Annotated in this window: 12 protein-coding genes; 9 read left to right on the top strand and 3 right to left on the bottom strand. The window is 54.4% G+C overall.

The features are described from left to right. Nucleotides 1–74: 74 nt before the first annotated feature. On the bottom strand, nucleotides 75–1475 hold the full coding sequence (gene dnaA, locus BQ5379_RS03170; RefSeq protein ID WP_071134098.1) for a chromosomal replication initiator protein DnaA: 1401 nt from the start codon (nucleotides 1473–1475) through the stop codon (nucleotides 75–77). A gap of 421 nt (nucleotides 1476–1896) precedes the next feature. Here dnaA and BQ5379_RS03165 point away from each other — a divergent pair, with 421 nt between their 5' ends. The 9 genes from BQ5379_RS03165 to BQ5379_RS03125 all read left to right on the top strand — a co-directional run bounded on the left by BQ5379_RS03165 (nucleotide 1897) and on the right by BQ5379_RS03125 (nucleotide 11715). Then, nucleotides 1897–3654, top strand: coding sequence for a phospho-sugar mutase (locus tag BQ5379_RS03165; protein ID WP_071134097.1), 1758 nt, complete (start codon nucleotides 1897–1899; stop codon nucleotides 3652–3654). Then, entirely contained in the window at nucleotides 3647–4423 is a 777-nt protein-coding gene (locus tag BQ5379_RS03160) for an MBL fold metallo-hydrolase (protein WP_071134096.1), read from the top strand. The genes BQ5379_RS03165 and BQ5379_RS03160 overlap by 8 nt, the downstream gene beginning before the upstream one ends. 3 nt (nucleotides 4424–4426) lie before the next feature. Further along, a complete protein-coding gene (locus BQ5379_RS03155) occupies nucleotides 4427–5230 on the top strand; it encodes an SDR family oxidoreductase (RefSeq protein WP_071134095.1) in 804 nt (267 codons plus the stop codon). Between the two features lie 370 nt (nucleotides 5231–5600). Beyond that, nucleotides 5601–6074, top strand: a complete 474-nt coding sequence (bcp, locus tag BQ5379_RS03150; RefSeq protein ID WP_071134094.1) for a thioredoxin-dependent thiol peroxidase — start codon at nucleotides 5601–5603, stop codon at nucleotides 6072–6074. 19 nt (nucleotides 6075–6093) lie between these two features. After that, nucleotides 6094–7176 (top strand): recombinase RecA, encoded by a 1083-nt coding sequence (recA, locus tag BQ5379_RS03145; RefSeq protein WP_083377549.1) that lies wholly within the window; start codon nucleotides 6094–6096, stop codon nucleotides 7174–7176. 188 nt (nucleotides 7177–7364) lie between these two features. Continuing rightward, a complete protein-coding gene (locus tag BQ5379_RS03140) occupies nucleotides 7365–9608 on the top strand; it encodes a RelA/SpoT family protein (RefSeq protein ID WP_071134093.1) in 2244 nt (747 codons plus the stop codon). Nucleotides 9609–9622: 14 nt separating this feature from the next. Then, a complete protein-coding gene (locus BQ5379_RS03135) occupies nucleotides 9623–10114 on the top strand; it encodes a hypothetical protein (RefSeq protein ID WP_071134092.1) in 492 nt (163 codons plus the stop codon). A 30-nt stretch (nucleotides 10115–10144) separates the two neighbouring features. Continuing rightward, nucleotides 10145–10531: an HIT family protein gene (locus BQ5379_RS03130; protein ID WP_071134091.1), complete on the top strand. Its 387-nt coding sequence runs from the start codon at nucleotides 10145–10147 to the stop codon at nucleotides 10529–10531. 668 nt (nucleotides 10532–11199) lie between these two features. Beyond that, nucleotides 11200–11715 carry a helix-turn-helix domain-containing protein gene (locus BQ5379_RS03125; RefSeq protein ID WP_143039379.1) on the top strand — a complete coding sequence of 172 codons (516 nt, stop codon included), beginning with the start codon at nucleotides 11200–11202 and terminating at the stop codon, nucleotides 11713–11715. 455 nt (nucleotides 11716–12170) lie between these two features. Here the strand turns inward: BQ5379_RS03125 and BQ5379_RS03120 are convergent, their stop codons facing one another. Both BQ5379_RS03120 and BQ5379_RS03115 read right to left on the bottom strand, forming a co-directional pair. After that, nucleotides 12171–15092, bottom strand: a complete 2922-nt coding sequence (locus BQ5379_RS03120) for a glycoside hydrolase family 2 TIM barrel-domain containing protein (RefSeq protein ID WP_071134089.1) — start codon at nucleotides 15090–15092, stop codon at nucleotides 12171–12173. A gap of 8 nt (nucleotides 15093–15100) precedes the next feature. Further along, nucleotides 15101–16651, bottom strand: a complete 1551-nt coding sequence (locus BQ5379_RS03115; protein WP_394332056.1) for a glycoside hydrolase family 43 protein — start codon at nucleotides 16649–16651, stop codon at nucleotides 15101–15103. Nucleotides 16652–16666 lie beyond the last annotated feature (15 nt).

Below are 16666 nucleotides of genomic sequence, written 5' to 3'. Positions count from 1 at the left end.
CAAAAAAGGCCCGGGAGTCGTGTGGCTCTCGGGCTGGATATTTTTGTGTTGGGGAGACTTCTACAGGCGGGGTCTTATTGAAGTTGCCGCTCGATCTCTTCAACCTGTTGGCGAATGATCTTGTCGGTCTCGATCAGGTTCGGAATCGTTTTGCAGGCGTGCAGTACGGTGGCGTGGTTTTTACCGCCGAGTGCCGCTCCGATCCCGGCCAGCGGGGTCTTGGTGTGCTGTTTGCACAGATACATGGCGATCTGTCGGGCCTGTGCCACTTCGCGGGTCCGTTTGGACGAAAGCAGAACGGACTTGTCGATCTTAAGGGTGGCGCAAGTCAGGTCGATGATCGATTCGACGGTGATTTCGCGGGTCTCGATCTTCACGATGTCGCGCATGACGTTGCGCGTCAACTCCAGCGTGATGCGTTTGCCGAGCAGTCGCGAGTGTGCCTCAAGTGAGGTCAGCGCTCCTTCGATCTCCCGGACGTTGGCTTTGATGTTCTGGGCGAGGAAGTGGATCACGTCATCGCCGACTTCGAGTCCCATTTTCCGGCACTTGTGACGCAGAATCTCGATCTTCGTAGGCAGATCGGGAGGGGTCAGCTGTGCGGAGAGGCCCCATTTGAAACGGGTGATGAGTCGCTCTTCGATATCGGTCAGCTCCACGGGCGGTCGGTCGGAGGTCAGAATCAACTGTTTGCCGAGCATCCGCAGGTGGCTGAAGATGTTGAAGAAGATATTTTGGGTTCCGGGTTTCCCGGCCAGTTCCTGAATATCGTCGATGATCAGTACGTCGATCATCTGGTAGAATTGGATGAAGTCGTTCAGTTCGCCGCGCCAGGCTGCCGTCTGGAATTGGTTCTGGAAACGGTTCGAGCTGACGTAAAGTACTTTGCACTCAGGATCGCGCTCTTTGATGGCGAGGCCGATGGCTTGCGCGATGTGGGTTTTGCCCAATCCGGAGTTGCCGTAGATGAACAGCGGGTTGAACGAGGTTTTACCGGGTGCCACGCTGATGGAAATCCCCGCCGAGCGGGCCAAGCGGTTGCAGTCGCCTTCGATATGGTTTTCGAAGGTCAGTTCCGGATTGAGTTGCGAGTCGAAGGCGACCTTCTTGATCCCGGGGATAATAAAGGGGTTCTTGATGGTCGAGGTGTCGGTCTGGCTATAGAGTGCGGCCTGGTTCCCGGCGTGTTGCGGGGAGGCGGGGGCTGCATTCGGGATAGCGTAGTGGAGCCGGGTTTTCAGACCGAATTCTTCGCGGATGATGGGTCGCAGCATCGAGATGTAGTTTTGCTCGATGTACTGGACGTGGCTCTGGTTCGGCACCCGGATACGAAGATTCTCCCCATCGAAACTCAGCGGTACCATGGGTTTGAACCATTTGACGAACTCATCGTCCGAAGTCTGACTTTTTATCAGATTCAGACAATTCTGCCAAATGGCATTGCATTGCTCTTCTAAAAACTCGCCGGAGGCCATTTAATGTAAAGATTTCTCGATAGTTTACGGTCTTGGAAAGTGCCTTTTGGGGGCTGATTTTCCGTACAAAAGTGTGGAATAAATTGGAATAAAAAAAACGTCTCGGGATTGTTTTTTCAGATTGTTTCATTATAGGTCCCGGACGGGTAGCGGTAATGTTTTGGTAATATAAGATTTACGGCGATTTTTATGAATTTTTGGTACTGATGAAAATTTTAAGACTCACAAAATCAATTAATTATATCTTCTTGTATTGCGATCGGTATTGTAGATCAGAAGGTTAAGAAATCAGTCTCCGGCATGGGGTTGTTGGGCCGTCCGGATCTTGAATTTTTGGGGTTGTGAATCCCGGGAAAAGGTATTAAATTTGTAAAAGATAAGGTGTGTATTTTTGAGTCGAAACTAAATACATCAGCATACTATGGAAAATCAAGTGGACAAAATCGTTGCCCAACGCGCTCAGCAGTGGCTCGATGGGGAATACGACGAGCAAACCAAAGCGGCTGTCCGCAAAATGATGGCCGAAGATCCCAAAGAACTGACCGAGTCGTTTTATCAGACGCTGGAGTTCGGTACCGGCGGTTTGCGCGGTATCATGGGGGTCGGAACCAACCGAATGAATATCTACACTGTCGGGATGGCGACTCAGGGGTTGGCCAACTACCTGAAAAAGTCGTTCCCCGGACAGGAAATCAAAGTGGCCGTAGCGCACGACTGCCGCAACAACAGCGACCTGTTTGCCAAAACCACCGCCGATGTTTTTGCAGCCAACGGTTTTACCGTATATCTGTTCGACGCGCTGCGTCCGACCCCGGAACTGAGCTTTGCGATCCGTCACCTGGGTTGCATGAGCGGAGTGGTGGTGACCGCTTCGCACAACCCCAAGGAGTACAACGGTTATAAAGCCTACTGGAACGACGGGGCGCAGGTGATCGCACCGCACGATACCAATATCATTGACGAGGTCAACAAAATCTCCGACATCTCGCAGGTGAAATTCTCTGGCGGCGACGGTAAGATCATCACCGTCGGCGAGGAGGTCGACAAGGCTTATCTCGATATGATCGCCGCCCTGTCGCTCTCGCCCGAATCCGTGAAGGCCGAAAAGGATATGAAGATCGTTTACACCCCGATTCACGGGACCGGCGTGCGGCTTGTGCCCGCTTCGCTGAAACGGTACGGCTTTGAAAACGTGATCCACGTGCCCGAACAGGATGTCAACGACGGGAACTTCCCGACCGTGGTGTCGCCCAACCCTGAAGAGCCTTCGGCGCTGAAACTGGCCCTGGCCAAAGCCGACGAAACCGGAGCCGACCTGGTGATCGCCACCGACCCCGATGCCGACCGTATCGGAATCGCCGTGCGGCAGTCTGCAGCCGAGGGTGGTGAAATGTTGCTGCTGAACGGCAATCAGACCGGCACGCTGTTGACCTATTATCTGCTCGAACGCTGGAAAGAACTCGGCAAACTTCATCCCAATGAAGGCCAGGAATTCATGGTCAAAACCATCGTGACGACCGAACTGATTGCCCGTATTGCCGCCTCGTTCGGCGTGGAATGCTACGACGTGCTCACTGGCTTCAAATTCATTGCGGCCGTGATTCGTGAAAACGAAGGTAAAAAACAGTTCATCGGCGGTGGCGAAGAAAGTTACGGTTATCTGGTTGGTGACTCCGTGCGCGACAAGGATGCCGTGGCCAGTGCTTCGATGGTGGCCGAGTGTGCCGCCTGGGCCAAATCGACCGGCAAGGGCTCGCTGCTCGACCTGCTCAAGGAGATCTACGTGAAGTACGGCTTCTTTAAGGAAGGGCTTGTTTCGGTAGTGCGCAAAGGCAAAGACGGACAGGCCGAGATCAAACAGATGATGGTCGATTTCCGCAACCAGCCTCCCAAGGAGCTGGCCGGCTCGAAAGTTGTCGAAGTGCGCGACTACAAAGAACAGTATAAGATCGTGAACGGTGTGAAAGAGACGATGGATCACCTGCCCAAGTCCGACGTACTGCAATTTGTGACCGAAGATTCGACCATCGTATCGGTGCGCCCCAGCGGTACCGAACCGAAGATCAAGTTCTATTTCGGTGTACGCGAACCGTTGGCCGACAAGGCACACTACGATCAGGTGAACGCACAGCTCGGCGAGAAAATCGAACGGATCAAAAAAGAGTTGAACCTTGCCTGAGACTGAACTGACATTTCTGGGAACCGGCACCTCGCAAGGGGTGCCGATTATTGGTTGCGGCTGCGCAGTCTGCAGCTCGACCGACCCTCGTGACAAACGGCTGCGCTCGTCCGTGCTGGTGGAACAGAACGGCGTGCGCATCGTTATTGATTCGGGTCCCGATTTTCGTTATCAGATGCTGCGCGAGCACATCTCCGAAATCGATGCGATCCTCTACACCCACGAGCACATGGACCACGTAGGAGGAATGGACGACGTGCGCGCATTCAACTACGTCATGCAGCGGGCCATCGATCTCTATTGCGAGCCCCGCGTCGAAAAGACCCTCCGACGCATCTTCGACTACGCCTTTGCCGAGCCGAAGTATCCCGGAGTGCCCGACGTTGTGCTGCATCCCATCCTCTCGGATCAGACACCCTTCGATGTCTGCGGTGTTCAGGTCGTTCCCATTCGGGGGCGGCACTATAAACTCCCCGTGCTCGGCTATCGGATCGGGAACATCTGTTACCTGACCGACATGAACGCGATCGAAGAGCACGAGATCGATAAGTTCAGAGGGGTAGATGTGTTGGTAATCAATGCACTGCGTCGGAAAGAACATCTCTCGCACTTTACGCTCACCCAGGCTCTCGACATCATCGGTCGGGCACGCCCCGGACGGGCCTATTTGACCCACATGTCACACCAACTGGGGCTGCATCGCGACCTCTGTGGCGAGTTGCCCGAAAACGTCTATCCCGCATACGACGGATTGAAGATCAAAGCTTAACGAATGGATTTTAAAGATAAGGTAGTTATCGTGACAGGAGCCTCGTCCGGAATCGGAGAGGCACTGGCCAAACGCTTCGCATCGCTCGGCGCACACGTTGCCGCCGGGGCCCGGAGCCTCGACAAATTGGAAAAAGTAGTCGCCCAATTACCCGTCGAAGGACTCGCCGTTGCCTGCGACGTCTCCCGCGAGGAGGACTGTAAACGGCTGATCGAACGAACCGTAGAGAAATTCGGGCGTGTCGATATTCTGGTCAACAATGCCGGGATCTCGATGCGTGCCCTGTTCGACGACGTCGATCTGGACGTGCTTCGCCGGCTGATGGATACCAACTTCTGGGGGTGCGTCTACTGTACCAAATATGCGCTTCCCCATATCCAGCAAAGCCGCGGCAGCATCGTCGGCATCTCGTCCGTAGCCGGCTTCCACGGCCTGCCCGGACGGACCGGTTACTCCTCCTCGAAATACGCCATGCACGGCCTGCTGGAGACCGTCCGCATCGAAAACCTCAAGAAAAAAGTGCATGTGCTGATCGTGGCGCCCGGATTCACGGCCTCCAATGTGCGTTTCGCCGCCCTTACGGCCGACGGGTCGCAACAGGGAGCCTCGCCCCGCGAAGAGGGGAAAATGATGACTGCCGACGAAGCCGCACGGCGTATCGTTCGAGCCGTTGCCAAACGCAAAAGGACCCTGCTGATGGATTTCGACGGGAAAGCTACCCGTATTCTGAAATTCTTTGCTCCCGGTCTGCTCGACAAACTCTATTACAGCCACATGGCTAAGGAACCCGATTCACCGTTCAAATAGCGGCTATTCCCGGACAGGGGCCGTATTTGATTGTGACCCGAGGTCTGTTGGTTGCCTCTGTCGAGACGATCGGATTGGGTATGAAAGGTGTGTAGAGAGGGGGGGAGTGGCAGGAGAGCACCGAGAGTTGGAGAAGAGTCTGCCAAAGAGAGTGGGCAGCGAGTGCAAGGGACAAGAGTGAGCGGAGGAATGGAGACTATCCGGTATGGGAGTGTGTTGCGTGTGGCCGGGATTGAAGCGGATGAAAAGCGCTTGCCGGGAATTTGCTTGCCGGAAATAGCCCGTCGCAGAATTACCTGCTGAAAAGTACCTGTCGGGAAAATACGATAATGGACAGAATCGCGTTCATCATAAAAACGCATCAGAGAATATGTTAAAAACAGGAGATCAGGCGCCCGCATTTGAGGCGCTGGACCAAAACGGAAATACGATCACGCTGGCCGACCTGCTGAGTCAGGGGAAGCGGATCATTCTTTATTTTTACCCGAAAGACAATACCCCCGGCTGTACGGCCGAAGCCTGCTCGCTCCGCGACGGGTATGCGGAGTTGCTGCAGGAGGGGTTCATGGTGGTCGGGGTGAGTGGCGACAGCGCGGCCTCGCATCAGCGGTTCATCGCCAAACACCAGCTCCCCTTCACTCTGCTGGTCGATGCCGACCATGCGCTTGCCCAGGCTTACGGGACGTGGGGCGAAAAAAAGATGATGGGACGCACCTATATGGGGATGATCCGTACGACCTACATCATCGCTCCCGACGGTACCATCGAGCACCTGTTCCAGAAGGTCAATACCAAGGACCACTTCGGACAGATCCTTGAGTGGTATCGCGGTCAGAATCGGTAAACAACATAACAAAATACACATGGCAGAAGAAAAAGAAAAGACCCAGGACAAAGCCCCGGCGACCCCCGCGGCTGCCGAGGCGCCCGCCGTCAAGAAACGCCCCGAAATTCCGGCCGAAAAGCTCAAAGTGCTTCAGGCTGCAATGGATAAACTCGAAAAAGACTTCGGCAAGGGAACCATCATGCGTATGAGCGACCGTGTCGTGGCCGACGTTCCCGTTATTTCGTCCGGCTCGATCGGGCTCGACCACGCCCTTGGTATCGGCGGCTATCCGCGCGGCCGTATCGTGGAAATTTACGGTCCCGAATCCTCCGGTAAGACCACATTGGCTATCCATGCCATCGCCGAAGCTCAGAAAAACGGCGGTATCGCCGCCTTTATCGATGCCGAACACGCTTTCGACCGCTTTTATGCCGAAAAACTGGGCGTCGATGTCGATAACCTGCTGATTTCGCAGCCCGACAACGGCGAGCAGGCCCTTGAAATCGCCGACCATCTGATTCGTTCGAGCGCCATTGATATTATCGTGATCGACTCCGTGGCCGCCCTGACCCCGAAGGCCGAAATCGAAGGCGATATGGGGGATTCCAAAGTCGGACTCCAGGCCCGTCTGATGTCGCAGGCCCTGCGCAAACTGACCGCCACGATCAGCAAAACCAATACCCTCTGTATCTTCATCAACCAGCTGCGTGAGAAGATCGGCGTGATGTTCGGCAACCCCGAAACCACCACCGGCGGTAACGCGCTGAAGTTCTATGCATCGGTGCGTGTCGATGTCCGCAAGGGAACCGCCCTGAAAGACGGCGACGAGGCGACCGGTAACCGCACCAAAGTGAAGATCGTGAAGAACAAGATGGCGCCCCCCTTCCGCAAAACCGAATTCGATATTGTCTTCGGCGAGGGGATCTCCAAAGTCGGCGAGATCATCGACCTGGGTGTCGAGTTCAATATCATCAAGAAGAGCGGTTCCTGGTTCTCGTACGGTGACCGCAAACTTGGTCAGGGACGCGATGCTGTGAAAACCCTGTTGTTGCAGGATCTCGAACTGGCCGACGAACTCGAAGCCAAAGTTCGTGAAGCACTCGCTCAGGTGAACGAGTAGGCGACGCAGAATAGAGCGAAAGTCCGGCGGGTATTCGTTTTGCTGACGAATACCCGCTTTTTTTGTGGGAAAGGAACGGAATATTGGAGGAAAAATTGTATCTTAGTTTTCGAAAATTGCAGACTATGGCTGACTCTATCCTCCCTTCCGGCTCCATGCAAACGTCGTCAGCGGCGAAGACCGAACCGATGCCCGGTTCAGCCCCTCAGAAAAGCAGCGCTGACAAGGATGAACAGATGGTCCAACAGCAGTTCGACGAACTGTTGGAGCGGTGTGCGCCCATCTGCAAAAACGAAGAAGATTATAACCGTATCCGGGCGGCATTCTACTTTGCCAATGAAGCTCACCGCGGCGTCAAACGCCACTCCGGAGAACCCTATATCACCCATCCGCTGGCCGTGGCCCGTATTGTGGTGGTCGAGATTGGACTGGGTGTCAAGTCGGTCATGGCGGCGCTGCTGCATGACGTGGTCGAGGATACGGACTATACCGTTGAGGATATCGAACACCGATTCGGCGCCAAAGTCGCCTCGATGGTCGACGGGCTCACCAAACTCGAAGGGGCATTCGCTCAGGATAGCTCCAAACAGGCAGAGAACTTCAAAAAGATGCTGCTGACCCTCTCGGACGACATCCGGGTCTGCCTTATCAAGATCGCCGACCGCCTCCACAATATGCGGACACTCGGCTCCATGCCCAAACACAAACAGATGAAGATCGCCTCCGAGACGATCTATCTGTTCGCTCCGCTGGCACACCGTCTTGGGCTCTACGCCATCAAAACCGAATTCGAAGATCTCAGCCTCAAGTACCGATTCCCCGACGAATACAACCAGATCAAACAGAAACTGGCCGATACGGAGCCTCAGCGCCTCCAGTTTATCGAGAAATTCAATCCGCCCATCATCGAGAAACTCAAGGAAAACAACATTGAGTTCGAAATCTCGGGGCGCGTCAAGTCGGTCTATTCCATCTGGAAGAAGATGAAACGCAAACAGGTCACCTTCGAAGAGATTTACGACCTGTTCGCCATTCGTATCGTTTTCAAGCCTTCGCCGCTGATTCCCGAAAAGTCGCAGTGCTGGCACATCTACTCCCTGATTACGGATATTTACAAGCCCAAACCCGACCGGATTCGCGACTGGGTCAATATCCCCAAGGCCAACGGTTACGAGGCGCTCCATTGCACCGTGATGGGGCCCGAAGGCATCTGGGCCGAAGTGCAGATTCGTTCGCAGCGCATGGACGAAATCGCCGAACGCGGATTCGCTGCCCACTGGAAATACAAGATGGACGGCAAAGAGACAGGCGAACCCGGCAAGGATAAGGACCTGGACCACTGGCTGGCACAACTTCGCGAAGCGCTGAACAGCCCTTCGGAGGATGCTGTGGAGTTCATGGACAATTTCAAAATGAACCTACAGGTCTCCGAAATCGTGGTCTTCACCCCCACCGGAGAGTCGCGGACCATGCCCAAAGGTTCCACCGTGCTCGACTTTGCCTACGAGATTCACTCGAAGATTGGGAATCGGGCCATCGGTGCGAAAGTCAACTATAAAATCACCCCCCTGTACGCCGAAATTCATACCGGCGACCAGATCGAAATTCTCACTTCGCAGAACGCCCGGCCTCAGGTCGAGTGGCTCGACCATATCACAACCGCCAAGGCGCGTACGCACATCAAACAGTTCCTCAAACGCGAGGGTGAAAATAACATTGTGAAGGGGCAGGAACTTTTTGAAGCCGAGATGAAAAAGCGCGGAGTACCTCTTCAGGCCCGCGTATTCCGCAAGGTGCTGCCGGCCTACCATTCGACCAGTAAAGATGAATTTTACAGCAAACTGGGGGCAGGCATCATTCAACTCGACGGGCTGGACAAGATTCTGAAACAGAACTCGGCCAGCAAGTTGATGAAATATTGGACCCTGCAGTTTGCCAACCCGTTCCGTTTCCTCGGTTCCGGCGACCGGAAAAAAGAGGATAACGAAGAAGAACACACCGATTACCAGTATGTTATGGCCGAATGCTGTAACCCCATTCCGGGTGACGAGGTGGTCGGATTCAAGATGGACGACGGGCGGGTCGAAGTGCACAAAAAGAACTGCCATCAGGCCGTTAAACTCTCGGCCCAGCATGGCGACCGTATCGTTCCGGCCAAGTGGTCGAGCGAGAAGGTGATGTCATACCTGGCGATTATCGAGGTGCGCGGCATCGACCGCGTGGGCATCCTTTATGACCTGGCCAAGATTATCAGCGGTGAATTGAATGTCAATATCCGCGAACTCCATATACACAGCCACGACGGAATTTTCGAAGGCACCTTGAGCCTCTATGTGCGCAGCAGCGAGGATCTGAAGGTGATTATGGACAAGGTCAAATCGGTCAAAGGGGTGGAAAAAGTCAATCGTACGGAGGCCTCGATGGTCGATTAATCGCATAGCTTGTTATGGATAATGGAGTATTGCTGCAACTGTTGATCGTTATCGCCATATCGGTATTCGGTATTTGGAGTACCGTGCAAAAGACGGCGAAAGGCAAGTCCGCTTCGCCGGATCAGTCGCCCAATGGCGAGAATTTTCCTTTCCCGAGTTCCGCATCAGTGCCCGTGCCCGAATCGCGAAATGAGCCGGATGAGCAAGGGATGATGGTTGAGGAGGAGGTGGTGGAGCCTGCGAGAAGTCAGGCTTTGGATTCCGTGGAATCTTTGGCTGTCGAGCCGTTGCCGATCGACCGGCCTCCGGAGCGGGAGCCTGCGGTGTCATTCCTGGACAGTTACGTCGGACGTGAGGAGGAGTGGTTGACGATTCCCGAGCAGAGGCCCGAAGAGGCGCCGCCTGATGTTGTGGAACGGCAAGCGGAACGTCCGAAGGTGGTGACCGATCTGCGGACGATCATTATCTCCAGCGAGCTGTTGAAACCGAAATATCTGGAGTATTAAACGTTTAACATAATTAACAGACAACAGAGCATGGCTACGATTTTCACGAAGATCATCAATGGGGAGATCCCCAGTTACAAGATCGCAGAAGACGAGCATTTTTACGCATTTCTGGATATTAATCCTCTGGCTGAGGGACATACGCTGGTGGTTCCGAAGCGTGAGGTCGATTACATCTTCGATCTGAACGACGAGGAACTGGCCGGGATGATGGCTTTTGCGAAAAAGGTTGCCGCACATATCCGTGCTGCTGTGCCGTGCAAACGGATCGGGATGGCAGTGATCGGATTGGACGTGCCGCATGCGCATATCCACCTGGTTCCGATCAGCGAAGGAGGCGACCTGGACTTCAGCCGTCCGAAATTGAAACTGACGCCGGATGAATTTAAAGCGATCCAGGCGAAGATTCAATTCTGAGGATATCGCGCTTTTGTTATTTGATCGCTCGAGTTCTGGGGCGGCCAAAGTGAGCTTGTTCGATAGAAAGGTGATGAATAGCGTTTAGTCGGACGAGCGCGCCTCGGGAGAATCTTTTTAGGGCTTTGCGTGACCGTTGGGTCAGCGAAGCCCTTTTTTCGTCTTTTACACTTTGGTCTTGAGCGGAAGGCTTCCCTGTTTGATCTATGAAGGGGGCTGAGGCAGGGAGTTACCGAAGTGCAGTGATTTTGATTTTTTTTTGAATTTTCTGTGGGGCAGGGTAGGCTCAGTGATGAGTTTGCCCTGCTTTTTTAGTTAAGATAGAGATTACAATTGTAATTTTAAGGTATGTAAGTGTGGCTTCAATCGCTTGTATTACTTAATGTGTAAATATACAATACTATGTATCCCAGTGTTTTACGTATTTTTATATAAGCTATAACTTTCCTGATATATGTAATTATATAATCACCAAGATTATATGTATCAGCAAATGAATATAAGCTAAATGCTTAAAAGTATGTCAATCATAATTTTATGCATTTTATATGATTTTATAATTACACATGTTTTAGAGGTTCATTAATATGGAACGAAAAAAGAATCGTTGTCATACTTTTGTAAATCACGATGAATAGTTTATCTTTGTGATGTTAATTGTTACAACTATGAAAGAGCGACTCGCCCAGTTTTTACAATCCGAGGGTCTTACAGCTGTAAAATTCGCAGAAATCATGGAGGTTCAGCCCTCCAGTATATCTCATTTGCTCTCTGGGCGTAATAAGCCGAATTTTGACTTTATTTCACGGTTGTTACTACGTTTTCCGGATCTGAATCCAGATTGGATGATTAATGGAATTGGCGAAATTTACAAAAGTAAACCAAAGCAGGTAGAGCAGAAGACACGCGAAGTAAACCAGGAAACAATTACAAATGTAAATGAAGAGCCAAAATCGACGAATGAGAAGCTGATTACGGATGCAAACGATGTAAATATAGTTGATCTTCAATTAGATACAAGTGATGACAAGGCGGAAATTAATGATGTTACAGGTGTAAACGACTCGCAAAGCCAATCAGCCCCTATTTCTAATTCAATACCAGTAGCTGCTGAGGACAAGCGAGTTATAAGGGTTATCCTATTTTTCGATAATGGTTCGTTCGAGGAGTACCATAATCGCTGAGCGCGGGTTTAAAAAAATTTTTGCGTAACCGTAAGGGCATTTTTCCTGGGCTCAAAAGTCTGCTTTTTCTCGTTGATCTGTTTACACGTCTAAAATCTATTTGTCGTATTTCCTTTCGTGTGAGTTCTGTTTAATTATTTTATGGATATTTAATTATGTTAAATATAAAAGGACTTTTTATGATGAATGCGTAATGATGGAGCGAAGTTTTAGAATCATGTACAAAAATCTTTGGGTGGCCTGTTCGGTTTTCGACTGTTCGGTTGTGGCGTTTACTTTCTTCAGTTCTTCTTCCGTCGCTTAGCGAGAAGTCAAAATGCGGGTTGTTGGCGGTGCGGAGTTTTGTCGTCAGCATCCCCCTTTCAAGGATCGATACAAAAATCCCCGAGTGCATGTAAAAACACTCGGGGATTTTTTGAGTGGGTGGAAATAGATATTGCGTGAGCCGCAGGGAGCTAATCGGCGTAGAGCGTGACTTCGGCCAGTCCTGCGTGACCTTCCGTGGCCGAATCGATTGTGATTCGTAGGTAGCGGAGCTCCTTGCCGATGGAGAGCGGCTTGAAGTCCCATCCGGTGCATTCGCGATCGTAGAGCTCTTCCCAGTGTTCTCCGTCTGTCGATCCTTCGATACGGTGCCTGTACGAGGAGCTGTCTTTCTGAAAGCGGATGCGGCAGGCGACAACGCGGGTCGGTTTGTCCAGCGTTAACGTGATCGTTTGCGGGAAGGCGTCGGAACTGGCGATCCACCAGCTGAAATCGTCGCCGTCTGTGATGTTTGATTTCGGGTAGTCGGTTTGCGAGGAGGTGACTTCGACTGAAGCGATCGGTATCTGGGGCTTTGAGAGAATGTAGCTGTCCCAGCGGGTCGGTTTGACGACTACACCGTCTTCTTCGTGGCCGCCGAACGTGCCGTGGTCGCCGTCCGGAAGTCGCTGCCCTTGGAACTCCTCGGTACGGATCGTGGTATGCCCCTCTTTCAGGCCGTTTGAGCGGGCCGTAACCTGGATGGTACCTGCCTGACATGTGGTGCGGATAAAGGCGAAACCAACGCCTCCTTCGACCCGTTGCGGGTTGATCCCGACGCGACGGATGCCGTCGCCGATCAATGTTCCTTCGCCCGATACGGTGATCTCGATCTCTGTGTCGGACGTATTGATACGGGTGCCGTTTTCGTCGCAAATCACAAAATAGACGGGAATCATGTCGCTGCCGTCGGCAACCGGGCGAATCGGGTGGTCGGGAACGAACACTTCGACGTGGTGCGGAGTACCGGGGGTGCGGACGGTGTGGGTTACGACGACACTGTCGCCGATCAACCCTTCGGCACGAAGTTCGCCGGCTTCATAGCCGCCTGCGTCGAATTCATAATAGGGGCTGCCTCCCTTTTCGATAATGGGACCGAAGAGTTTGCCCCGCTCCTGACGGCTCTGCTCGCCGATCAGCCGACCGTTGCGGTAGAGGCGTACAGCGTCACAGTTCGAGAAGACGGGGATAGCGGTGGTCGAGGTGGCAAACGTGGCGGAGCTGTTGCGCGAAGCAATATAGACCATCGGGCCGTTGTAGAGTCCCGGTTGGGAGACTGTACGCGGGCGCATGCTCTGCATCATGTAGTAGCTCGGTTTCGGGTAACGGTTGACATCGACCACGCCGCAAAACATGGTGTACTCTTCGGCGCCGCGGTTGTAGTCGTTATAGCTCCAGAGAAAATGGCCTCCCATGCGGGGATTGGCGTCGAGCATGCACCAGTCGAAGTAGCCGTGGCCGAGCAGCTGCTGGTAGCGTCCGCGGCACTGGCGCATCTGCTCCTGCTCGTCTTCGTCGAACCGAACGCGCGGCTTTTCACCCACTCCGTCGCCCCATTCGCGGGTCAGGAGCGGTTTGATGGCGATTTGATCTTCGAGGTAGTTGCTCATCACGTTTCCGTCCTTCGGGAAGCGGCCCACCTGTTTGTAAAAGACGTCGTAGTACGGCTCGGTCTCTTCGTGGCTGAAGTAGTCGGCCGAGGTGTACATCTGGTCGCCGGGATATTCGCTGTGGGCGATCTCGTAGATCGACCGCACCACCTCGAGCGGATAGTGGGTCTCGTTCAGGGCGGTCTCCCACAGCACCACGGAGGGGTGGTTGCGGTCGCGGCGGATCATTTCGCGGGCGACCTGCTGGAGACGTTCGGTGAAGACGGGCGAGTCGTTGAAGTACTGCCAGCCGGGAATACACTCGATCACCACCAGGCCGTACTTGTCACAGGCGGCCAGAAAGGCGGGGTCTTGCGGATAGTGGGCGGCGCGGACGGCATTGAAACCGCCCCGTTTGAGGTCGATTACGTCCCGTTCCTGCATGGAGTTCGAAGCGGCGTCGCCTACGTATGGGAATGCCTGGTGGCGGTTTGCTCCGACCAGGTAGAGCCGCTGGCCGTTGATTTCGAAGCCGCCGTCACGGGTGTATCGGATCGTACGGATGCCGATCGCTTCGGTACGGCTGTCGACACAGGTCCCGTCGCTCCAAACCTGGCTTTCAAGTTGATAGAGGTTCGGAGTGTAGGGGTGCCACAGAGCGGGTTGGGTGACGCTGAGGGTGTCGGTGAGGGTAAGGCGTTTGCCGGATTCCAAGGTGAACGGGGTGCTGTGGCGGGCTACCGTTTGGCCTTGCGGATCTTTCAGCAGGGTTACCACTTCGCCGGTGCGGGCTGCAGGGTGTTCGTTGAGTAGTTCGGTCTGGACTTGTACGAGGGCTTCCTGGTCGGTGACCCGGGGGTAGGTGACGAACAGCCCGCCGCCGGCGACCTGGTTGGAGGCCAGTTCGTCGGTGATGTGGAGTCGGTCGGTGACGATCATCGTGACGTCACGGTAGATGCCGCTGTAATAGTAGAAGTCGAGACGGTCCTGCGGCTTGCCGGGAGGAGTAAGGGAGTCGTATTCGGCCGATACGCGCAGGGCCAACAGGTTGTTGCCACCCCAGTTGACGGCATCGGTGATGTCGGCGGTGAAACCGACGTATCCGCCGCGGTGTTCGGTGATTTTACGGTTGTTGAGATAGAGTTCGCAGGCGTTCATGACCCCTTCGAAGTGGATGCTGATCCGTTTGTCCCGGTAGGCGTCGGGCAGCTTGAAGTAGCGTCGGTACCAGCCGACACCGTCATAGATGGTGTTGCCGCCGCAGTGTTTCTTTTCGAGCTGCATGATGTGGGGTAGTGCAATGGGCATCCATGCGGTGTCGCTGACGGCGGGGTCTTCGCCGTGGGACAGGTCGCCGCGATAAAAGGCCCAGTCGGTGTTCATGTCGAGCCGGATGCGGGGCGAGTGTTGCGATTGGCAGGCGCTCAGCAGGATTAACCCGCCGATGAACGCCAGGTATTTGGTGAAATGGTTGATGCGATGCATGGCGGAGATTATTTGTTGGTGAAGTGGAACCAGTTGAAGTCGGCATATCCGTCGACTCCTTCGCTTTGGGTGCTGAAGTTGAAGAGGGCAAAGCGGTTGGCGGTCCATGCCAGCCCCAGACCCATTTTCAATTCGTTACCGATCGGGTGGAAGTCCTCTCCGTCCAGGCTGTAGTAGAAGCGCGCGGTGAAGTTTTTATCGGTCACGCGGCTGCGGATCCAGATGCGGTCGCTCTGCAGGTCGGGGACGCTCTCCACGATCGTACCGTCGTTGCACATCACGATGCGGCGCGTACCTCCCTCCTGTTGTACGGCGACGTAGGCGTAGGGGAATTGGAAAACACCGAAACCGGCAGTATTGCCGTCTTTCAGTCCGCTGAGGTCGATCTCGACGCTACCTTCGCTGCTGGGACCCTGTACACGCTGGGTGAGGGTGTTACGGGCGTTTTTCAGGTCTGTGGCCTGGGCGGCTTTCAGACGGAGATGGCCGGGACGCTCGGTGAGCGACCACCGGGCGGGGTCGGGATTGTGGTTCCACTGCCACTGCAGACCGAGGGTGCGGCCGTTGAATTCGTCCGAGGTGGCAGGCGTCGAAGGACGCTGGGGGCGTTTGCCGACGTCGGGTTTGGGGTAGGTGATCAGGTCTTTGCCGTTGTCGCCGAGCATCGGCCAGCCGTCGACCCAGGTGACGGGAAGCAGACAGGGTACGCGCCCGATGGGGCCGCGGTCCTGCATGATGACGAACCACCAGTCGCCATTCCGAAGCTGGACCATACCGCCCTGGTGCAGTCCGTTGGGCGGATAGGAACTGCTGTCTTCGACGATGATTTTGTGCTCATACGGGCCGTAGATGTTGTCGGAGCGGAGGCAGACCTGCCAGCCGGTCGTTCCGCCTGCCGGACAGGTGATGTAATATTTGCCGTTGATCTTGTACATGTGGGAGCCTTCCATGCCGAAGTTGGGCCCCCAGGTGTGGCTGTCGCGGAAGGATTTGTTCCAGATCTCGACGGGTTTTCCCTTGACGGCACGGACGTCCGAAGTGAGCTCGGTGATGTAGAGTTTGCCCTGACCGTGTACGACGTAGACTTTGCCGTCGTCGTCGAAAAAGAGGCCGGGATCGTAGAGGTATTCCGGAAAGATGGTGCGTCGCCACGGGCCTTCGGGCCGTTCGGCTTCGCAGACCGAAAAATGCCCTTTCTCGGTGCCCCAGCCGTAGGGGGTGCAGAAGGCAACGTAGAATTTGTTGTTGTGGTGGCGGATCGATGTGGCCCATGCGCCGTTGAGATAGAGGGTGCCGCCCTGCATGTCGTAGCGGGGGTCTTCGTCGTAGCGATCGACGGCGTAACCGGCCATCTGCCAGTTGACCAGGTCTTTCGATTTGGCGATCGGGCACCCCGGAACGTAGTGCATGCTGGTCGAGACGAGGTAGAAGTCGTCGCCCACCCGAATGATGTCCGGGTCGGGCCAGTCGCTCCACAGAATCGGATTGGTGAAGGTGCCGTTTTCGTTATCGGCTGTCCATCCGCTTTGGCCGTATGCGGCCGGTCCGAATAGCGCCATCAGGGCTGCTATTCG

It is taken from the genome of Millionella massiliensis (genome assembly GCF_900104655.1).
Taxonomy (GTDB): Bacteria; Bacteroidota; Bacteroidia; order Bacteroidales; family Rikenellaceae; genus Rikenella; species Rikenella massiliensis.
This window is presented reverse-complemented; position numbering and strand designations above follow the sequence as displayed.